Annotated in this window: 23 protein-coding genes, 2 tRNA genes and 1 riboswitch; of the genes, 15 read left to right on the forward strand and 10 right to left on the reverse strand. The window is 69.2% G+C overall.

Going from position 1 to position 17,875, the window contains the following annotated elements:
- Positions 1 to 56: 56 nt before the first annotated feature.
- The 4 genes from M6G65_RS32260 to M6G65_RS32275 form a co-directional block, all read right to left on the reverse strand.
- Positions 57 to 575, reverse strand: a complete 519-nt coding sequence (locus M6G65_RS32260; protein WP_238194314.1) for a hypothetical protein — start codon at positions 573 to 575, stop codon at positions 57 to 59.
- A gap of 123 nt (positions 576 to 698) precedes the next feature.
- The gene (locus tag M6G65_RS32265; protein WP_238194315.1) at positions 699 to 1,115 is read right to left on the reverse strand and encodes a hypothetical protein; all 417 of its coding nucleotides are present in this window, start codon (positions 1,113 to 1,115) and stop codon (positions 699 to 701) included.
- A 70-nt stretch (positions 1,116 to 1,185) separates the two neighbouring features.
- On the reverse strand, positions 1,186 to 1,440 hold the full coding sequence (locus M6G65_RS32270) for a hypothetical protein (RefSeq protein ID WP_238194316.1): 255 nt from the start codon (positions 1,438 to 1,440) through the stop codon (positions 1,186 to 1,188).
- 59 nt (positions 1,441 to 1,499) lie between these two features.
- Positions 1,500 to 2,063, reverse strand: a complete 564-nt coding sequence (locus tag M6G65_RS32275) for a hypothetical protein (RefSeq protein WP_250103366.1) — start codon at positions 2,061 to 2,063, stop codon at positions 1,500 to 1,502.
- Between the two features lie 313 nt (positions 2,064 to 2,376).
- Here M6G65_RS32275 and M6G65_RS32280 point away from each other — a divergent pair.
- From M6G65_RS32280 to M6G65_RS32310, 7 genes are all read left to right on the forward strand, one after another.
- A tRNA-Phe gene (locus M6G65_RS32280) sits at positions 2,377 to 2,452 on the forward strand.
- Between the two features lie 22 nt (positions 2,453 to 2,474).
- On the forward strand, positions 2,475 to 2,798 hold the full coding sequence (locus M6G65_RS32285) for a hypothetical protein (RefSeq protein ID WP_238194318.1): 324 nt from the start codon (positions 2,475 to 2,477) through the stop codon (positions 2,796 to 2,798).
- Between the two features lie 3 nt (positions 2,799 to 2,801).
- Complete coding sequence (locus M6G65_RS32290) at positions 2,802 to 3,263, forward strand: hypothetical protein (protein ID WP_238194319.1); 462 nt, start codon at positions 2,802 to 2,804, stop codon at positions 3,261 to 3,263.
- A gap of 11 nt (positions 3,264 to 3,274) precedes the next feature.
- Positions 3,275 to 3,622, forward strand: a complete 348-nt coding sequence (locus M6G65_RS32295; RefSeq protein ID WP_238194320.1) for a hypothetical protein — start codon at positions 3,275 to 3,277, stop codon at positions 3,620 to 3,622.
- A gap of 2 nt (positions 3,623 to 3,624) precedes the next feature.
- Positions 3,625 to 3,927: a hypothetical protein gene (locus M6G65_RS32300; RefSeq protein WP_238194321.1), complete on the forward strand. Its 303-nt coding sequence runs from the start codon at positions 3,625 to 3,627 to the stop codon at positions 3,925 to 3,927.
- Positions 3,920 to 4,528, forward strand: coding sequence for a hypothetical protein (locus tag M6G65_RS32305; RefSeq protein WP_238194322.1), 609 nt, complete (start codon positions 3,920 to 3,922; stop codon positions 4,526 to 4,528). The genes M6G65_RS32300 and M6G65_RS32305 overlap by 8 nt, the downstream gene beginning before the upstream one ends.
- Position 4,529: 1 nt before the next feature.
- On the forward strand, positions 4,530 to 4,778 hold the full coding sequence (locus tag M6G65_RS32310) for a hypothetical protein (RefSeq protein ID WP_238194323.1): 249 nt from the start codon (positions 4,530 to 4,532) through the stop codon (positions 4,776 to 4,778).
- 261 nt (positions 4,779 to 5,039) lie between these two features.
- Here the strand turns inward: M6G65_RS32310 and M6G65_RS32315 are convergent, their stop codons facing one another.
- Positions 5,040 to 5,279 (reverse strand): hypothetical protein, encoded by a 240-nt coding sequence (locus M6G65_RS32315; protein WP_238194325.1) that lies wholly within the window; start codon positions 5,277 to 5,279, stop codon positions 5,040 to 5,042.
- Positions 5,280 to 5,643: 364 nt separating this feature from the next.
- Positions 5,644 to 5,718 (reverse strand) — tRNA-Gly (locus M6G65_RS32320).
- 232 nt (positions 5,719 to 5,950) lie between these two features.
- On the opposite strand from M6G65_RS32320, the gene M6G65_RS32325 reads away from it, so the two are divergent.
- Together M6G65_RS32325 and M6G65_RS32330 are read left to right on the forward strand one after the other, a co-directional pair.
- The gene (locus tag M6G65_RS32325; protein WP_250104324.1) at positions 5,951 to 7,720 is read left to right on the forward strand and encodes an N-acetylglutaminylglutamine amidotransferase; all 1,770 of its coding nucleotides are present in this window, start codon (positions 5,951 to 5,953) and stop codon (positions 7,718 to 7,720) included.
- 121 nt (positions 7,721 to 7,841) lie between these two features.
- On the forward strand, positions 7,842 to 8,666 hold the full coding sequence (locus tag M6G65_RS32330; protein WP_238194326.1) for a class II glutamine amidotransferase: 825 nt from the start codon (positions 7,842 to 7,844) through the stop codon (positions 8,664 to 8,666).
- A 10-nt stretch (positions 8,667 to 8,676) separates the two neighbouring features.
- On the opposite strand, the gene M6G65_RS32335 is transcribed toward M6G65_RS32330, so the two are convergent.
- Together M6G65_RS32335 and thiC are read right to left on the reverse strand one after the other, a co-directional pair.
- A complete protein-coding gene (locus M6G65_RS32335; RefSeq protein ID WP_238194327.1) occupies positions 8,677 to 9,015 on the reverse strand; it encodes a hypothetical protein in 339 nt (112 codons plus the stop codon).
- A 541-nt stretch (positions 9,016 to 9,556) separates the two neighbouring features.
- Positions 9,557 to 11,443, reverse strand: a complete 1,887-nt coding sequence (gene thiC, locus M6G65_RS32340; protein ID WP_238194328.1) for a phosphomethylpyrimidine synthase ThiC — start codon at positions 11,441 to 11,443, stop codon at positions 9,557 to 9,559.
- Positions 11,444 to 11,513: 70 nt separating this feature from the next.
- Positions 11,514 to 11,618, reverse strand: a riboswitch (TPP riboswitch).
- A gap of 112 nt (positions 11,619 to 11,730) precedes the next feature.
- Here thiC and M6G65_RS32345 point away from each other — a divergent pair.
- The 4 genes from M6G65_RS32345 to M6G65_RS32360 all read left to right on the forward strand — a co-directional run bounded on the left by M6G65_RS32345 (position 11,731) and on the right by M6G65_RS32360 (position 14,137).
- Positions 11,731 to 12,360 carry an alpha/beta hydrolase family protein gene (locus tag M6G65_RS32345; RefSeq protein WP_250103367.1) on the forward strand — a complete coding sequence of 210 codons (630 nt, stop codon included), beginning with the start codon at positions 11,731 to 11,733 and terminating at the stop codon, positions 12,358 to 12,360.
- Entirely contained in the window at positions 12,354 to 12,560 is a 207-nt protein-coding gene (locus tag M6G65_RS32350; RefSeq protein ID WP_250103368.1) for a hypothetical protein, read from the forward strand. Before M6G65_RS32345 ends, M6G65_RS32350 begins: the two co-directional genes overlap by 7 nt.
- A gap of 24 nt (positions 12,561 to 12,584) precedes the next feature.
- The gene (locus tag M6G65_RS32355; RefSeq protein ID WP_238194330.1) at positions 12,585 to 12,959 is read left to right on the forward strand and encodes an HNH endonuclease family protein; all 375 of its coding nucleotides are present in this window, start codon (positions 12,585 to 12,587) and stop codon (positions 12,957 to 12,959) included.
- Positions 12,960 to 13,066: 107 nt separating this feature from the next.
- Entirely contained in the window at positions 13,067 to 14,137 is a 1,071-nt protein-coding gene (locus M6G65_RS32360) for an acyltransferase family protein (RefSeq protein ID WP_250103369.1), read from the forward strand.
- A gap of 9 nt (positions 14,138 to 14,146) precedes the next feature.
- Here M6G65_RS32360 and M6G65_RS32365 read toward each other — a convergent pair whose 3' ends face one another.
- Together M6G65_RS32365 and M6G65_RS32370 are read right to left on the reverse strand one after the other, a co-directional pair.
- Positions 14,147 to 14,401, reverse strand: a complete 255-nt coding sequence (locus M6G65_RS32365; RefSeq protein ID WP_238194332.1) for a pilus assembly protein PilZ — start codon at positions 14,399 to 14,401, stop codon at positions 14,147 to 14,149.
- A 245-nt stretch (positions 14,402 to 14,646) separates the two neighbouring features.
- Complete coding sequence (locus M6G65_RS32370) at positions 14,647 to 14,916, reverse strand: hypothetical protein (RefSeq protein ID WP_250103370.1); 270 nt, start codon at positions 14,914 to 14,916, stop codon at positions 14,647 to 14,649.
- A 209-nt stretch (positions 14,917 to 15,125) separates the two neighbouring features.
- Here M6G65_RS32370 and M6G65_RS32375 point away from each other — a divergent pair, with 209 nt between their 5' ends.
- Positions 15,126 to 15,497: an ATP-dependent helicase gene (locus M6G65_RS32375; protein ID WP_238194334.1), complete on the forward strand. Its 372-nt coding sequence runs from the start codon at positions 15,126 to 15,128 to the stop codon at positions 15,495 to 15,497.
- 156 nt (positions 15,498 to 15,653) lie between these two features.
- Positions 15,654 to 17,828: a transglycosylase domain-containing protein gene (locus tag M6G65_RS32380; protein ID WP_250103371.1), complete on the forward strand. Its 2,175-nt coding sequence runs from the start codon at positions 15,654 to 15,656 to the stop codon at positions 17,826 to 17,828.
- The last annotated feature ends 47 nt before the right edge of the window (positions 17,829 to 17,875 follow it).

Genomic DNA, 17,875 nt, shown 5'->3' on the forward strand with positions numbered 1-17,875 from the left:
TGTCCGGTGCGCCGGTGAGAACCGACGCTGGGAGTTGGGACTGTACGGGGCGCGGGTTAAGATTCCGTCTCGGGATCCTGTGATCCCGGGAGCCGCCGCTGTTTCCGCGCCCACTCGACGAGCTCGCTGGCGTCCTCGACCAGGGCCCTGGCCTTCTTGCCCACGACCACATCGACCCGGTCCCGGCCGTGCTTAAGCTCTGCGAGGCCCCCGCGCAGGGATGCGACAGCCAGGAGCATGTGCCCCAGGGCCCTGGGGTGCTCCGAGGCCGCGCCCCGGGCGAGCAGGACTAGGACCCACGGCGGGAGTCCCCAGCGGTGAATGCGGTCGCGATTGCACGTGCGCGCGTTCAGGCCGGTGATCTGCGCCAGCGGCTTCGACCATTCCGGCCCGAGGATCTTCGTGGCGGCGACGTTGACCGCCTCAACGAACGCGTCGGCGATGTCGCCGTGCGCGTACTGGCGGCCGTCGACGTGGGCGCGGCGCTCGACGTAGACGAGCGGCCGGCCGTCCAGCAGGCCGACCGCGGTGCCGTCGTGGAGCCCCTCGTCGAGGGGAACGAGTTCGATGAGCATGGATCCCTCAGGGAGTGGCGAGCAGGTCGACCGAAACGAAGCGGCGGCCGCCGTCGTTGGCGGCCGCCCAGATGGCGAGGCGGACTGCCCAGGGGCGGCCCGCTATGGTGATGACGGTCCGGGTCACAGCCCGAACTTCCGGAGCTTGGCGACGCAGCGGGGGCAGTCCACCGGCTCCGAACGGACATCGCCCCAGCCGACGGACCGGGGTCCGGGCTGGGCCCCGCAGAGCGCCGGGCTGGCGCCGGACCAGACGCCGCAATCCTCCTCAGGGACGGCGTGGAGGCGGCGCCCCTGGTCGCCCTGTCGGCCGGTGCGGAGCGTGCCCATCATGTCCGAACTCCGCCACGCGGTGCCGTCGGGCAGGACGTAGCGGGGGGCCGCGGCGAGGAACTCCACTCGCTCCGCGGCGAGCCGGATGGCGGCCTCGCGGCCCCTGGCCTCGTAGGCGGCGACGTCGGCGGCTCGCTGCTCCGGGGTGCGGGTGTCCCTGGCCTCTGCCTCGGCGGCGATGCGGTCGAGGTATCCGAAGATGCCCATTGCGGTGATCCCTGGATGGAGGGCGCCCCGGCGGGATTGCCAGGGCGCGGAAGGGGGCGGCCCCCTGGGATCAGGCGTCGTCTCGCTCGTAGACGACGAAGCGACCGTCGGCGGCGGCGTGGACGTAGTGCGTGTCGGTCCAATAGATGCCGTGGGACAGCACGGTGCCGCGTGGCTCGACCGCTCCCTCGTCGTGGTCCGGGAGGTAGCTGTCGATCAGGGCGTGGAGCACATCCGGCGTGAGCCCGGCGGCGATCCGGCAGACGTCGTGGAGGCTGGCGGCCTGCTGCATGGCGAGGCTGGCGGCGGCGGCGGTGAGGGCCATTTCGGTGATCCCTGAAGCGAGGAGCGCCCCGGCGGGATTGCCGGGGCGCGGGGGTGGGATCAGGCCGCGTCGCGCTCGGCGACGTCGTAGAGGCTGCCGTTCTTCGCGTAGCCGTAGGAGTTCCGGCCGTTCGTGTCGTAGCCCTCCTCCTTGACGCGGCGGTACAGCGCCTCGGTGCAGGGCCACGCGCGGTAGCCCAGGGTCGCGGCGCAGGCGTCGGCGCCCTGCACGGTCTGGCACCGGAACGTGCTGCCCTCGTGTCGGATGATCCACTCGTTGTCGCCCTGCTCGACGGTGGCAGGCTGAGTCTGCGTCCAGTAGTGCGCGTCGGCGACGGCGAGCTGCTCGCTGCGGCCGACGCCCCAGATGCCCTCGATCTCGTTGGCGGTGAGCTCGGCCGGGAGGGCGATGTAGAACCCGCGCAGGTCCTCGACCGGGACGGGGCCGAACTCGGCCTTGAGGCGGGCGAGGAGCTCGTCGGTGGCGGACTCGTAGTCGGCGCCCTCCGGGGTATCGTAGGCGATGTGCTCGCCAATGGCCTGGGCGGCCAGGTCGCGGTCGATCTGCGTGGTGGCAGCCTTCCAGGCGGCGATGGCGGTGTCGAGGGTGTTCTTGCTGGTCAAGGGAGTGCCTCTTCTTGTTCCCTGGGTCGGTGAGAACCGGCCAAGTGTCTGTATTTAGCAGACACGGTTTGGATTGCAAGGGGGGCTCTGTGATCCCCGATCACACAACATTCGACGAATCTTCCGCCCTGATCGAGGATGCCCTCCTCACTTTCCGCCGGGCACGGTCGGGAGCCCGCGCGGTGCCACGTGCGGGGGCCCATCCCAGGGGGCCTTGTCCGGGACTGCGAGGGGTCCCGCGTGGCAGTGCGGGGCCCCTTTCTCGTGGGTACCCCCTAGGCGAATCCGGAATTCCTGCTTCGATCGAGGGCGAGCCCCGGCAGCTGACCCGGTGATAGCGCCACGCTGAAAACGTGGAGAGAGACGTTCGACTCGTCTCCGGGGCACCAACGGTTTCGAGGGGGACCGGACGTGTTTCAGGCTGCAGCACTCGCGATGGCGCTCGCGAAAGGACTTGGCGCCAGCAAGCCGCGAGCGCCTGCCCGGGAGCCGGAGACGCACGACTATTCCAGGCCACGGTGGGGGCACGCCTGCAACACCCTCAGGGTGATCGAGGAAGGCCAGCACCTCAGGGTCTCCGGCTTCGGCCATGGGGTCAGCGCCGGCGACTACCTCATCCTCCCAAACGATGGGGAAACCACCCGCTATCGCGTCGACACGATCCGGTACCAGGACGACCCCCGCGACATGTGGTTTGCCGACCTCACGTTCGCCCCGCGTTCGACGGAGGCCTGAGCCATGGCGAACGAGACCACACTCCGGCTGACCGTCTCCGGACCCGAGGCCTCCATCGCCGACTTCCGGGCAGCCCACATCGTCGAGAACACGAACCTGGGCTACGCCGGCTCCCCGGTCCGCCTGAGCTTCGAGACGTTCGCCGCGTACCCTTCCGGCGAGGGCCGGAACTGGGCCTACAAGTGTTGGGGCAGCGCCTACAACGCCGGGTACTTCGAGTTCATCCGGGACGAGCCCTGCCTGATCGAGTGCCGGTTCTGTGCCTACGACGATGACGCCCGGCCGATCTTCGAGGCCATCGCGCGCCTGTTCCCCGACCTGTCCGGCACCATCGAGGGCGAGGAGGAAGGAGGGTCCTACTGCCTCTCCGGCTGGATCAGGGACGGCGGCTACACGATGGAGGAGTTCGCCTGGTCGAGGGAGCATTACGCCAAGGTGCACGGACGCCCGTACGAGGATCCCTAGGACGAGGCTGCTTGACCATGGGCACCCAGCACACGGTCTTCGCGCGCGACGGGTTCGAGGTCTGTCTCAACGAGGGCAGCAACGAGTTTCACATCATGCTCAGGGCCTCGGACGAGGCGGACACCCGGCAGGTCTGCGCCTGGGGCGTCGACGGCGGCCCGGCAGTCCGGAAGGCGGCCGCCTACGGCAACCCACGGCTCACGACCGACGACCTCGTCGCGATGGCCGTCGAGATGATCCGGGTCGCCTCGGTCTGGGTCTGGGACGAGCGCGCCCTGCTCGACGCGGCCGCCCTCATGGTCATGGAACTCGCCGAGGCCGCGCCGCGGATGGACCCCATCGAGGACGAGGAGGACTGACCATGGGCCCCTACAACCACCTCCTCGATGGCGACGCCTGTCGGCGGATCCAGGGCCTGCCCCGGCACGAGCCCCTCGAACTCGTCTCCCTGCCGGTCGATCTGGCCGCCGCTCCGTCGAAGCCCGGCGAGGTGGTGTCGGGGATCCAGTTCGACGCCGAGGGGAGCCCGACTGCCTACGTCATCGCGCTCGACATGACGCCGTTCGCAGACGAGATGGCGGCCGCCCTGGCGCCCCTGTTCGAGCGTCCGCCCGCCAGGACCAAGGACGCCGATCTTCCGGCGGTGTGGTCCGCCCATGGCTAGGCGCAGCACCGCAGGCACCGACCGGCTGAAGGTGGAGGTCGGCGCTGCCGAGGTCGCCTACCGGCTCGAGGAGGCCAAGCGCCTCGTCGAGGCGATCCCCGCGATGCGCCGGTGTATCGCCTCGATCGACCCATCGACGGCCGAGATCAACAATGACTGGCTCGCCTGCATGATCGCGGAGCACCTGCTCGGCTGGCGGGACGCGGAGATCCCGGTCGACGCGAGGGGCGAGAATGCCTGCCAGGTCCTGACCCAGACGGGCAGCCTGCCCGAGGGATGGGTGCCGAACCCCATCGGGCGCTACGCGCGAGGGGTGTTCCTCCCGACCGTGTTCGGCGACCAGCGCCGGCGCCTGCTCTGGTTCTCCGGGATCCCCGAGGCCCTGAAGCTCGCCCGGACCCTGCTGCGGGTGCCCCAGGGCGGCCTGATGTGGTCGCGTGACTTCGGCGGCCGCTTCACGCTGGCCGCCCGGAACCCCCTGGAACCCTGGTCGTGCCAGTCGGGGCCGCATTGCGCGACCGACGCGCTGGCGGTGATCGACGCCGCGCTCACCGGGGTGCTGGCTCGCGCCGAGGCGACCATCGAGGCGACGGAGACCTGACATGCCCACCATCCCCGTCCGCATCACTTCGTTCGAGTCTGACGAGGCCGCTTGCACCTGGTCCGTCACGTTCGACGTGATCGAGCCCGATCCCTGCGCGGCCGCCATGGTCATCGCCGGGGGGCGGCCGGTGCTGGCGCGGTCCTGCGCCACGTGCTTCGACCAGCCCGCGCCGCCGGCGGAGTGCCCGTTCTGCCATGGATCCGGCGACCCGTGCCGGCCGGGGGCTACCGTCGCGAGGAAGGCATGAGCGCCACCGGGTACTTCGGCCCATACATGCTGGGGCAGGCGCTGGCGTCTGAGCCGGGGGCCAGCGTGGGCATCCCGTACGCCTTCCTGTTGCAGATCGCCAAGGCGGCGATGGACGCCGGCGTCTGGGTGCCGCCACCAGCGTCCCGGTCGAGGATGCTCTCGACACTTTCGCCGCCGGGATGCGGTTCAAGCCGGAAGGCGAGACGGTCCTGTGTGACGGCTCCGACGTCGAGGAACGCACCGTCTACCCCGACGGCAGCTACTCGACGCGGCTGGACTGAGGGAGCCTCGCGAGCCCCTCCCGCACGGCCGCCTCGACGGCGTCGCCCAGGCCGTCCGTCTCGCGACCATGCTCCCGCGTCTCGTACAGGCTGGCGGGCTCGCCCTGACGCTCCACGAGGACCGTTGAACGGCGGGGCCCGACCATCACGCGCACGACGACGTCGACGTATCGGCCAGCGCCGGGGCCGTCCTCGACCGGGTAGAGGGGCTTGCTCATGCCGGCAGGGTCGCAGCTCGCCCACGAAAGCGAAAGGGCCCGGGGAAGCCCCGAGCCCTTCGTTGCCACCTGTCGAGGCTTGCCGCCTGTTGCAGCCCGCCGGCCGGGACCTTGGCCTCCCCTGATTTCCGTCATCATCGCGATGGCTCCCGCCGAACGAGTGGCCACCGTCCGTGATCGGCGTCCTGTGCTTAGACGAACAGCCTGACCTCGACAGTCGGGGGCGATGATCGCCTGGGCGGGGGATTCGTCAACTCCGGCGGCGGCGCCCCTGATTCGGGCGGTGCCGGCGGAAAAGGTGGTATCGATGTGGTATCGCCCGGTTCGCGCCCCGGGCGGGGCTAGGCTAAGTGCCTGAAGATGCTGGAGCGGGCGATCGGGATCGAACCGACGACATTCAGCTTGGGAAGCTGACGTTCTACCACTGAACTACGCCCGCCGACATGGACGTCACGGATCATCGGGGCGGAACCGACGGTCCGCGCGCGACCCCTGCGCTCATGCACGGCCATGGTCTAGCAGCCGGACGGCGACGGCGTCAAACGCTTGACCCTGCTTCCGGCCACCTGTGCGGGTGTTCGATCCCGCGCCGTTGAAGGAACGTCGCGGCGCGCCGGCCGTTTCGCTCCGTTGGAGCGGTCATGCCGCCGGAACGAGGGCCGACAGCGACGATGTGCGGGATCTGCGGTGAGATCAGCTTCGATGGACCGGCCGATCCCGCTGCCGTCCAGGCCATGGTGGGCTGCTTGCGCGCGCGCGGCCCGGATGGCGAGGGCCTGTTCGGCTCCGGCCGCGTCGTCTTCGGCCACCGCCGGCTGAAGATCATCGACTTGTCCGAGGCCGGTCAGCAGCCGATGGTCGATCCGGGCCTCGGGCTGGCGATCGTCTTCAACGGCTGCATCTACAATTTTCGCGCGCTGCGCGCCGAGCTGGAGGCGAAAGGCTACGTCTTCTTCTCGACGAGCGACACCGAGGTCGTGCTCAAGGCCTATCACGCCTGGGGACCGGCCTGCGTCGAGCGGTTCTACGGCATGTTCGCCTTCGCCGTCCTGGAGCGCGACTCCGGACGCGTCGTGCTCGCGCGTGATCGGCTCGGGGTCAAACCCCTCTACTACAGCGCGGTGAAGGGTCGCTTCCGCTTCGCCTCGTCACTCCCGGCCCTGCTCGCGGCCGGCGACGTCGACACGGCGATCGATCCGGCGGCGCTCCACCATTACATGAGCTGGCACGCGGGCGTGCCGGCGCCGCTGACCATCCTCAAGGGTGTCCGCAAGCTCGCGCCGGCGACGATCCTGACCCTGGAGAAGGACGGCACCCGGCACGAAAAGACCTACTGGACGGTCACGATCGGCCCGCGCGAGGCCGATCGCGGCATGACCGAGGCCGATTGGCGCGACGCCGTCCTCGAGACCCTCGGCACGGCGGTTGAGCGCCGGCAAGTCGCCGATGTGCCCACCGGCGTCCTCCTGTCGGGCGGGCTCGACAGTTCGCTCCTCGTCGCGCTCCTGGCCCGCAACGGCCAGACCGGGCTGAAGACCTTCTCGGTCGGGTTCGACGCCGTGAACGGCGTCGAGGGTGATGAGTTCAAGTACTCGGACATCATCGCCCGCACCTTCGAGACCGATCACACCAAGGTTGCCGTGGACGGTTCGCGCACGCTGGAGGCGCTGCCCGCGGCGATCGCCGCCATGGCCGAGCCGCAGATGAGCCACGACGCGGTCGCGTTCCTGCTCCTATCGCAGGAGGTCGCCAAGCACGTGACGGTGATCCAGAGCGGCCAGGGTGCCGACGAGGTGTTCGGCGGCTACCATTGGTATCCGAAGCTGATGGGCTCGGCGAATCCGGTCTCGGATTATGCCAGAGCGTATTTTGATCGCGACCATGACGAGATGCGCGAGGCGCTGGCGCCGGACCTAGTGAACGGCGACTACAGCACCGCCTATCTCGAAGCGTTCTTCGCGGACTCAAAAAGCGCCAGCGCCATCGACAAGACGCTGCAGCTCGATCAGCAGATCATGATGGTCGGCGACCCGGTGAAGCGAGTCGACAACATGACCATGGCCTGCGGTCTCGAAGCGCGCGTCCCGTTCCTGGACCACGACCTCGCCGAGCTTGCGGCGCGCATCCCGGCGGATCTGAAGGTCCGCGACGGCGGCAAGTACATCCTCAAGGAAGCCGCCCGTGCGGTCGTTCCCGCCGAAGTCATCGATCGGAAGAAGGGCTACTTCCCGGTTCCCGCACTGAAGCACATCCGCGGCCCGTTCCTGGACTTCGTCCGCGACGTTCTGGACAGGCCGGAGGCGCGGGCACGCGGCATCTTCAACCGCGCCTACGTCGACCACCTGCTTGCCGATCCGGACGGCACGCTGACGCCCAAAGGCAATTCCAAGCTCTGGCAGGTCGCTCTTCTGGAAAGCTGGCTGCAGACCCACGGCGTCTGAGGCTGACCGTCGCGGCACGGTTCTCGCGAACGATTGTGATCGACGCGGCGCTCAAGGTGCCGCGCTTTGTCCACGATCGTCCCGGATCAGCCTCGCGACACGCACCCGGAGAACCCCGTCGATGTGCCGCTGGATCGCCTATGCGGGACGCACAATCCCGCTGGAGCATTACGTCACCGAGCCGTCCCACAGCTTGGTCTCGCAAAGCATCCAGGCGCTGGAATCGACGGCGGCGACCAACGGCGACGGCTTCGGGCTGGGCTGGTACGGGGATCATCCCGAGCCGGGTCGCTATCGCGAGGTGCAGCCAGCCTGGTCTGACGACAACCTGCGCTACCTGTGCCGCCACCTGCACTCGCACCTGTTCTTCGCGCATGTGCGGGCCGCGACCGGAACGCCGATCACCCGGCCAAATTGCCATCCCTTCGCGTGCGGGCCGTGGCTGTTCATGCACAACGGCTATATCGGCGACTGGAGCCGCCTGCGGCGGCCGGTCGAGGCGATGATTCCCGACGAGCTCTACCCGTCCCGTGCCGGCACGACGGATTCCGAGGCGATCTTCCTCGGCCTGCTCGGCTGCGGCCTGATGGGCGCGGGACCGCGCCGCGATCCCGTGGAGGCCACGGCGCGCGCGCTCGTGCGGCTCACCGAGTTGGCGGGCGAACATCCGTTCCGGTTCACGGCCGCTCTCGCGGACGGACGCGATCTCTACGCGTTCCGTTACGCGGCCAACGACAAGGCCAACTCCCTCTACTATCGCGCGTCCGACGGCGGTGTCGTCGTCGCGTCCGAGCCGCTCGATCGCGACCACGGCACGTGGACGTCCGTCTCGGAGAACAGCGTCCTCATCGCCCGGCGCAATCAGCCCGTGGAGATCCTTCCGCTGGCGTCATTCGGCCTGCGAGACACCGCCTCGGACGACCGCCTCCGCCGCCTTCGCGCCTGACCCGGCAGCCTCAGGCCACGCGCGACACGCTGCCGGACTGGGAATTGCGCGTCCCGTGCGCGGAATCGTAGGCGCGATTGCGCAGAGCGGTCTCGCTCGGGAGCTGGTCGATCACGGTACCGGACGAGGGATCGAGCACCTGGAAGACGATCGTGCTGGTGTCCGGGTCCTGAATGTAGCGCGCTTTGCCGCCATTGGTGCCGATATCGAGCTTCACCGCGGGTTCGAGCGGCGCGGTATTGGTCTCGGGTTCAGGCGCCTTCTGGGTCACGGCGGCTGCAGCCGTGGCTCCGAGGGCGTCGAGGCCCTGCGGCCCCGATGGCGTGGTCGTTAACGGGCGGATCTCCATGGCCAGTCTCCTGCGATCCTGTGATCGGAGGATTGAACCGGCCACCTGCCTAATCATCGGTTAAGGGCCGCGGACAGTCCACGGGACGGCTGTGGGCGTTCGGAGATGCGATGAACACCCCGTTACCGCCACGCCATAAATCCGAGCTGCATTCGTTTTAAAGTCGTCGCGTTGCACGGGCAGTCGCAGCGCTACGTCCGGTGCATCTTCAGGACCGGGATGCGCGGATGCTCTGCGAAGCCGCGTCGGGCGCATCCGGGCCGCGCCGGATGGGAATCGCTTGGCGGCTGAGCGCGCCCGCCCCGGCCGCCCTGGAGGCGCTCCGCTTCGATCACGATGGGCCGGGGACAATTGCGCCCGGATCGTGGAACTGGGAAACCCCCAGACGTCGGCATTGCCGCGGATCTGATGCTCGCGGCGCTGCACGATGCCTAAGGTGCCCGCCCGGGTGCCGTCCTCGATATCGAGGCCCCGTACGGCGGAGCGCCGGGGCGGGGCTGCGGCACGCCCAAATCCTGAAGGGACCGGGCGTGCCGCCGTCTCACTCGGCGGCGTCGACGTAGAGCTTGCCGCCTTCGGCCAGAAATTCCTGCGACTTCGCCCGCATGCCGGCCTCGGCCTCGGCCTTGGACATCGCGGGCGACGCGCCCACGACCTCGCCGGCCTCCTCCATCGCCAGCACCTCGGCGCGCAGATCCTGCGTGATCTTCATCGAGCAGAATTTCGGCCCGCACATCGAGCAGAAATGCGCGACCTTGTGGGCGTCCTTCGGCAGGGTCTCGTCGTGGTAGCGCCGGGCCGTATCCGGATCGAGGCCCAGGTTGAACTGGTCCTCCCAGCGAAAGTCGAACCGGGCGCGGCTGAGCGCGTCGTCGCGCAGCTGCGCGGCCGGGTGACCCTTGGCGAGGTCGGCGGCGTGGGCGGCGATCTTGTAGGTGATCACGCCGGTCTTCACGTCGTCCCGGTCGGGCAGGCCTAGATGCTCCTTCGGGGTGACGTAGCAGAGCATCGCGGTGCCGAACCAGCCGATCATCGCGGCGCCGATGCCGGAGGTGATGTGGTCGTAGCCGGGAGCGATGTCGGTGGTCAGCGGGCCGAGGGTGTAGAACGGCGCCTCGCCGCACTCCGTCAGCTGCTTCTCCATGTTGACCTTGATCTTGTGCATCGGCACGTGGCCGGGGCCCTCGATCATCACCTGGCAGCCCTTGTCCCAGGCGACCTTGGTCAGCTCGCCCAGCGTCTCAAGCTCGCCGAACTGGGCGGCGTCGTTGGCGTCGGCGATCGAGCCCGGGCGCAGACCGTCGCCCAGCGAGAACGACACGTCGTAGGCCCGCATGATGTCGCAGATCTCGTCGAACCGCTCGTAGAGGAACGATTCCCGGTGGCCGGCGAGGCACCAGCGCGCCATGATCGAGCCGCCGCGCGAGACGATGCCGGTGACGCGCCGGGCGGTCAGCGGCACGTGGGCCAGCCGCACGCCGGCATGGATGGTGAAGTAGTCGATGCCCTGCTCGGCCTGCTCGATCAGCGTGTCCTTGAACACCTCCCAATCGAGCTTGAGCGGGTCGCCGCCGACCTTCTCCAGCGCCTGGTAGATCGGCACCGTGCCGATCGGGACCGGGCTGTTACGGATGATCCACGAGCGGATGTTGTGGATGTTGCGGCCGGTGGACAGGTCCATGACCGTGTCGGCGCCCCAGCGGATCGACCAGACGAGCTTCTCGACCTCGTCGGCGGCCGAGGAGGTCACCGCCGAGTTGCCGATATTGGCGTTGATCTTGACCAGGAAGTTCCGGCCGATCGCCATCGGCTCCAGCTCGGTGTGGTTGATGTTGGCCGGGATGATGGCCCGGCCGCGGGCGATCTCGTCGCGCACAAATTCCGGAGTGATGAAGGGTGGGACCGAGGCGCCGAAGCTCTGGCCGTCCGCGAGCGCGGCCTCCGCGCCCTCGAGCATCTTCTCGCGGCAGACGTTCTCGCGATGGGCGACGTAGATCATCTCCTCGGTGATGATCCCCGCGCGGGCGAATTCGTACTGCGTCACCATCTGGCCCGGCGCGGCCTTGCGGATGATCCGCTCGGCGGGGCAGGCGGCTACGAGCTTGTCGCCCGCGAAGCCGTTATCCTCCGGCTTCACCGCCCGCGGCGCGACCGCCGCGTAGCCGCGACCGGCGATCCAGGGCTCGCGCACGCCTGGCAGGCCGGCGTTGAGGTCGATGCGCGCATCCGTCTCGGTGTAGGGGCCCGACGGGTCGTAGACCCGCACCGGTTCCTCCTTGGGATCGGAGAGGACAATCTCGCGGTAGGGCACGCGGATGTCCGGCCGGCCGGCCGGGCTCGCATAGACCTTGCGCGATCCGGTGACCGGACCGGTGGTCACGGCCTCGGGGCTGCCTTTCACGTCCTTCGGGAGAACGGGTGCGTTCATCGTGGGCCTCTCCTCGTTCTGGAGCGGTCCGGTCCACGCGATGGCTGAGATGAGAGCCGGCCGCGCGCACGCGACCGCAGGTTCCCGTCCCTCCGCCGGTATGAGCCGGATCAGGTTCAAGGGTCAGGGCAGCGTGCCCAATCTCAGCCCCCTGCAGGGCCCCCTCGGAACGATTCAAGACTCGGGCTCTCGGGCCGCTTTGTCAATGCTGAGTGCAACCCGTAGACAACAGATCCTCCCGGGCCGTCGCGCGCCTCGGCGAATGCCGTGCTCTCCAGCCAGCGGATATGCGTCTCCTGATCGGCCTGGCTCTCGCGGCCATCCTCTTCTACGGCCTGGCCCTGGTCGTGCTCGGCCTCAACCAGCGCCGGCTCCTCTATCCGGGCGCGTATCGGCCATTGCCCGCCGTCGTGCCGGTTCCGGGCGTGGCCGCTGTCACCCTCGTCACCGAGGATGGCGAGACGCTGCACGCGCTGTGGAAGCCGCCGGAGCCCGGCTGCGGCGTGATCGTCAGTTTCCATGGCAACGGCTCGCGGCCGGAGCCGCAGGGCGCCCGCTTCACCGACGGTCCCTGGCACCGCGGCGGCTGGGGCGTCCTGGCCCCTGCCTATCGCGGCTATCCGGGCTCGACCGGACACCCGAGCGAGACGGGGCTGATCCATGATGGGATGGCGGCGGTGGCTGCAGCGGCCGCTCGGGCGCCGGGTGCGCCGATCCTGCTTCACGGCCATTCTTTGGGCGCCGCCGTCGCGGTCGCGGTCGGTGCGCGCACAGCGCCGCTCGGGTTGTATCTGGAGGCGCCGTTCGACTCGATGAGCCACGCCGTGCGGCTGCATGTCCCGCTGGCCCCGACCTGCTCCTGCGCGACACCTATCGCTCGGACCTGCGCATCCGCACCGGGACGGCGCCTGTGCTGATCGTTCAGGGCCGCGACGATCCTGTGGTGCCGGCCAAGCTTGCGGTCGCCCTGGCGGCGGCAGCCGGGCCGCGAGCCCGGATCGAGCTCGTTTCGGGCGACCACGTCTCGATCCTGGGCGTCGGTGATCGCGCGGCCGAGGCGCTGTTCCGGAGCCGCCTCGCGCGGGGCTGCGCGCCGGCGGCGCAATCGGAGCGGTAACGGGTCGAACGAGGGAGGATGTGCGTGGTCGGACGGCGCTCACGGCGCTGGAGCGCCGATGACCCCGATGCGCCGGGGACGGCCGCGCGCGCGCATCCGGTCTGCCCGCTCTGCGAGCGGCCGATTCCGCCCGGCGCTCGCTCCAGCCTTCACCACCTGACCCCGAAGCTCAAAGGCGGGACGCACCGGGGTACGGTCCGGCTTCACCAGATCTGCCACTCGGCTATCCATGCCCGCTACAGCGAGGCCGAGATTGCCAAGCGCCTCGCCGATGTGGAGGCTCTCAGGGCCGATCCGGAGATCGCCCGGTTCCTGACCTGGGTCCGCGGCAAGCCCGACGATTTCCACGCCGCGACCCGCTCAACCCGCGACCGGCGCGCAGCACGGCGCAAGCACTGACGGGCGGCATTTACCGCGCGTTCGCCACGTCGACAGCGGGCGCCGGCGCAGAGCCTTGTCGTCAACCGTTCCGGGTCCAGGATCGCCTCGACTGCAAGGACGGGACGATGGCCGGAACCGGAGATGCGCGCGATCGGCTCGCCTGGGTCGATGTCGCCAAAGGCATATGCATCCTCCTCGTGGTCATGATGCATGCGGTGACCGGCACCGGCGACGCCATGGGCGGCGAAGGTTTTCTGCATCCGGTCGTGGCCTTCGCGAAGCCGTTTCGGATTCCGGACTTCTTCCTCCTGTCCGGCCTGTTCATGGGCCGGGTAATCGGCCGTGACTGGCGCCTGTTCTCCGACCGCCGCGTCGTTCACTTCGCCTATTTCTACCTGCTGTGGCTCGTGATCCAGTCGGCCGCGCGGTACGGGAAGATCGTCGGCGACGGCGGGCCGACGGCCTTCGCGGCGCATCTCGCCCATTCACTGATCGAACCCTATTCGAGCCTGTGGTTCATCTATCTGCTGGCGGTGTTCTCGGTCGTGACCAAGGCGCTCCATCAGGTTCCCGCGGGCCTGCTGCTGACGGGCGCTGCCCTGCTGCAGATCGCCGATATCCGCAGTGACTCGACGCTCATCGGCGAGTTCTGCGCCCGGTATGTCTACTTCCTCGCCGGCTACCTGTTTGCGGGTCGGATCTTCGCGCTGGCCGATACCGCGCGCCGCCGGATCGGTCTCGCCCTGTGCGGCCTCGCCGTCTGGGCTGGCCTGGAAGGGTGGCTGGCACTGACCCCGTGGAGCAATCCGGATCACCCGACCGTAGCCAGCCTGCCGCTCGTCAGCCTTGCGCTGGGTGCGGCAGGGGCGCTGGCGATCGTCGTGACCGCTGCGCTGATCGTCCGGTTGGGAGGTCCGGTCGCCGAGGCGATCAGGACCTGCGGTCAGCGCTCGATCGTGATCTATCTCGCCTTCTCGTTGCCGATGGCCGCCACGCGGGAGCTTCTCGTGCGCAGCGGTTGGATCGCCGATATCGGCGCGGCGAGCCTGATCGTCATCGCGATGGCGGTGCTGATGCCCTTGATCCTCGAGCGGCTCGTGCGCGGCACGTCGTTCGATTTCCTGTTCGTGCGGCCCCGGCGCTTTCGCCTCGCCACGGCCAGCGGCCGCCCTGTGCCCGCTCTGCAACCGGGCTGAGGCGCGGGCTCAGCCTTCGACAGGCGCGAAGGTCAGGCCGATCCGGCGGCCTCGCCGCCACGCCACGGCGACCAACTGCGGGTCACCACCTTCGGTCAGGCGCAACTGGAACTTGGCCGGAACGACTTGGTCGCCCTCGACTTCGATCTGAGCGCCCGTCTCGGTGATGTCCCAGACCAGGCAGCCGACCGCGCCGCGTTCGAGCAGCAGGCTGCCGATCGTGAAGGCGTTCTTCCGGAAAACGCTGCGGCGATTCTCCGTCATGGCCTCCCACCGGTCACGTCAGTCAGCGGAGCCGGGCTCCGCGCCGCACCATGTTGCCGACCGGCGGTTAACAGGCCGGATGCGCGCGAAGGCCGAGTTGCGATGCCGCAGATCAATCCTCGTCCGGATCGTCCCGCTAGCGACGCCGCGACGGTCCGTAATCTTCGTCGTACGGGCGGCGTGCCGGTGGGCGATCGTAGTCGCGACCGTAGCGATAGGTATCGCGGCGCGGCTCGTCATCCTCGTCAAACCGTCTCCGATCGGTACCGCCGCCCGCGGTGATCCGCGGCGCGTACCAGCAGCTCTTCGCCTCGGCCCGGAGCCGGGTCGCCGAAGGTCTGCGTGTTGCACGGAACCGTGCCGCCCTGCGGGAACGGGCGACCGTTGGTCCGGCCCGGGACCCCGTAATACACGTTGGTCGGGTAGGACATCCGGCAGACCCCGCCGTCCTGGGCGCAGCCGACCAAGTTCACGGTGTCGAGCTGGTAGGCCTGCGCCGGCGTGAGGTGCAGCACGGCCGATCCCAGCGATAAGGCTCCGAAGGCCACAACGATCCGATGGCGCACGTCCCTGATTCCCCCGTGGTTCGTGGTCACGCTGCCGAATAATCCGGAAGCCGGCTTCCGGCCAGCGGCGGCGCTCGCTATGCCGTCGCCGGCAGCCACCGACATCGCATGTTCTGGCGACATCGCGCGTTACGAAGGCGGCGCCGCAGGAGGCCTTGATGAGAGATGCGTCCGCGCAGGAGCTCCTGCTGCTCAGCGCGCTGCAGGAATGCCGGATCCAACTCACGGCCGCACGCAACGACGCGCTGGCCAGCGCGGACCTGCGGCACGAACTTGAGGCCGCACTCCGGCGTGAGGAGCACCTCAAGACCGAACTCGTGCAGGAGCGGGAACGGACGGAGGCTGTCCGCCTCGTCCTTCATGCGCTTGCCAAGAGCATCGGATGGCTCGGTCTGCGACGTCGGCTCTTCCTGTCTCGCATCGCCCGCCTCGGCCGCGAGACGCCGGATTCGGGTCCGCAAGCCGTGCGCCACGACGTGCTTCTTGCCGAGTCCCGGCGTGTTCTCGGAGTGACGCCCCCCACCGGCTAGGGGCCCGCGGTCCTGACGCTCTTCCGGGACGAAGCCTGGAACGGGTGCGGACCGCATCGATAACGGCCCCTTAAACGGCCGCATTTAGCATGCGGAAACCGTCACGCGTCGCACGAGACCCGCGCGTCGGTTCGGATCAATGCGAAGACGGGATGCATGGCCAAGGGTCGAGGCAGGATTGAGCCGAATTTCGATGTGCCTGAAGGGCGCGTGAGGGATCGCGGCGAACTCGATCTGCGCCTGTCCCGGGAGGACCGTCCCGGGACAGGAGAGCGCGTGGCGAAGCGATCGGGCGGCACGGCGCGGCAGCCGGCCAAGACGGGCGGGCGACCAAAGCGTTCGGGTAGCGCCCGGCGTCGCCGCTCGTGGCTCGGCCGGATCGTCTACGGCACCGTCGTGCTCGGCCTCTGGGCCGTGATCGGGCTGGCCGGGCTGATCGCCTACCACGCGTCCCAGCTGCCCCCGATCGACCAGCTCGCGGTGCCCAAGCGCCCGCCCAACATCGCCATCCTGGCGAGCGACGGCTCGCTGCTGGCCAACCGCGGCGAGACGGGCGGCCGCGTGGTCTCGATCAAGGAGCTGCCGCCCTATCTGCCCCGCGCCTTCGTGGCGATCGAGGACCGGCGCTTCTACCAGCATTTCGGCGTCGACCCGGTCGGCATCCTGCGCGCCATCGGCCAGAACCTGACCCGGCGCGGCGTGGCCCAGGGCGGATCGACCCTGACGCAGCAGCTCGCCAAGAACCTGTTCCTGACCCAGGAGCGCACCGCCTCGCGCAAGATCCAGGAGGCGATCCTTGCCCTGTGGCTGGAGCACAAATACACCAAGGACGAGATCCTGGAGCTGTATCTGAACCGCGTCTATTTCGGCGCTGGCGCCTACGGCGTCGAGGCCGCGGCGCAGCGGTATTTCGGCAAGCCCGCCAAGGAGGTGAGCCTCGCGCAGGCCGCCATGCTTGGCGGCCTCGTGCAGGCACCTTCGCGGCTCGCCCCGAACCGCAACCTGCCCGCTGCCCAGGCGCGCGCCGCCCAGGTGCTCGCCGCCATGCAGGACCTCGCCTTCGCGTCGCCGCAGGACGTCAAGGTGGCGCTCGCCCAGCCCGCGAAGCCGGCGAACGCCCGCGGCGGCGGCTCGGCCAACTACGTCGCGGACCTCGTGATGGACGTGCTCGGCGATTACGTCGGCAAGTTCGATACCGACATCACCGTGCAGACCACCGTCGATACGGGTCTCCAGGCCGCTGCCGAACGCGCACTCACCGACGAGCTCAACGCCAAGGGCGCGCGCTTCAACGTGGGCCAGGGCGCCATGGTCTCGATGCGGCCCGACGGCGCGATCCGCGCGCTGATCGGCGGTCGCGACTACGCCCAGAGCCAGTTCAACCGCGCGACCACCGCGAAGCGGCAGCCCGGCTCGTCGTTCAAGCCCTTCGTCTATCTCACCGCGGTGGAGCACGGGGCGACGCCCGACACCGTGCGGGACGACGCCCCGATCCGCATCGGCAACTGGGCGCCGGAGAACTACTCGCACCGCTACGAGGGTCCGGTGACCCTGCGGACCGCGCTGGCGCAATCGCTGAACACCGTCGCAGTGCGTCTCGGCCAGGAAGTCGGCCCGAAGGCGGTGGTTCAGACCGCGCAGCGGCTCGGGATCACGTCGCCGCTCCAGGCCAACGGGTCGATCGCCCTCGGCACGTCGGAAGTGACGCTGCTGGAGATGGTCGGAGCCTACGGCGCCTTCGCCAATGGCGGCACAGGCGTGATCCCCTACGTGGTCACCAGCGTGAAGGGTCAGGACGGCAAGGTGCTCTACAAGCGTGCCGATAGCGGGCTCGGCCGGGTCATCAGCGCCGATGCCGACGGCATGATGAACGCGATGATGCACGAGACCTTCGTCAGCGGCACCGCCAAGAAGTCCGACATTCCGGGCTGGGAGCTCGCCGGCAAGAGTGGCACCACCCAGGATTATCGCGATGCCTGGTTCATCGGCTTCTCGGGGAGCCTCGTGACCGGGGTCTGGCTCGGCAATGACGACGGCGAGCTGACCAAGAAGGTGACCGGCGGGAATCTGCCGGCCGAGGTCTGGAAGACCTACATGACCCAGGCGCTCAAGGGCCAGAATCCGGTTCCGCTGCCCAACATCAACCGCTGGCGCAGGGCGCCGGAGACGACCGCTTCGGTGGCGAGCGCCGCGCCGGGCTCACCGGCCGGCATACTCGGCCAGATCTTCGGCGAGCCGGAGGCGCCGGCGCCGCGTCCGGCCGCGCCGGCACGCCGGGCTCAGAAGGACGACCGCAACTTCATCGAGAAGCTGTTCGGCATCGGTGACTGAGGATCGGTCGTCCTTGGGTGCCAGCGCCGAAGCGGGTCTCGGCGAGC

It is taken from the genome of Methylobacterium tardum, assembly GCF_023546765.1.
Taxonomy (GTDB): domain Bacteria; phylum Pseudomonadota; class Alphaproteobacteria; order Rhizobiales; family Beijerinckiaceae; genus Methylobacterium; species Methylobacterium tardum.

Coding starts and splice junctions, on each gene's coding strand:
- M6G65_RS32260 (WP_238194314.1), bottom strand. CDS start 575: ATGCTCATCGAACTCGTTCCCCTCGACGAGGGGCTCCACGACGGCACC.
- M6G65_RS32265 (WP_238194315.1), bottom strand. CDS start 1,115: ATGGGCATCTTCGGATACCTCGACCGCATCGCCGCCGAGGCAGAGGCC.
- M6G65_RS32270 (WP_238194316.1), bottom strand. CDS start 1,440: ATGGCCCTCACCGCCGCCGCCGCCAGCCTCGCCATGCAGCAGGCCGCC.
- M6G65_RS32290 (WP_238194319.1), top strand. CDS start 2,802: ATGGCGAACGAGACCACACTCCGGCTGACCGTCTCCGGACCCGAGGCC.
- M6G65_RS32300 (WP_238194321.1), top strand. CDS start 3,625: ATGGGCCCCTACAACCACCTCCTCGATGGCGACGCCTGTCGGCGGATC.
- M6G65_RS32305 (WP_238194322.1), top strand. CDS start 3,920: ATGGCTAGGCGCAGCACCGCAGGCACCGACCGGCTGAAGGTGGAGGTC.
- M6G65_RS32310 (WP_238194323.1), top strand. CDS start 4,530: ATGCCCACCATCCCCGTCCGCATCACTTCGTTCGAGTCTGACGAGGCC.
- M6G65_RS32315 (WP_238194325.1), bottom strand. CDS start 5,279: ATGAGCAAGCCCCTCTACCCGGTCGAGGACGGCCCCGGCGCTGGCCGA.
- M6G65_RS32325 (WP_250104324.1), top strand. CDS start 5,951: ATGTGCGGGATCTGCGGTGAGATCAGCTTCGATGGACCGGCCGATCCC.
- M6G65_RS32330 (WP_238194326.1), top strand. CDS start 7,842: ATGTGCCGCTGGATCGCCTATGCGGGACGCACAATCCCGCTGGAGCAT.
- M6G65_RS32335 (WP_238194327.1), bottom strand. CDS start 9,015: ATGGAGATCCGCCCGTTAACGACCACGCCATCGGGGCCGCAGGGCCTC.
- thiC (WP_238194328.1), bottom strand. CDS start 11,443: ATGAACGCACCCGTTCTCCCGAAGGACGTGAAAGGCAGCCCCGAGGCC.
- M6G65_RS32345 (WP_250103367.1), top strand. CDS start 11,731: ATGCGTCTCCTGATCGGCCTGGCTCTCGCGGCCATCCTCTTCTACGGC.
- M6G65_RS32360 (WP_250103369.1), top strand. CDS start 13,067: ATGGCCGGAACCGGAGATGCGCGCGATCGGCTCGCCTGGGTCGATGTC.
- M6G65_RS32365 (WP_238194332.1), bottom strand. CDS start 14,401: ATGACGGAGAATCGCCGCAGCGTTTTCCGGAAGAACGCCTTCACGATC.
- M6G65_RS32375 (WP_238194334.1), top strand. CDS start 15,126: ATGAGAGATGCGTCCGCGCAGGAGCTCCTGCTGCTCAGCGCGCTGCAG.
- M6G65_RS32380 (WP_250103371.1), top strand. CDS start 15,654: ATGGCCAAGGGTCGAGGCAGGATTGAGCCGAATTTCGATGTGCCTGAA.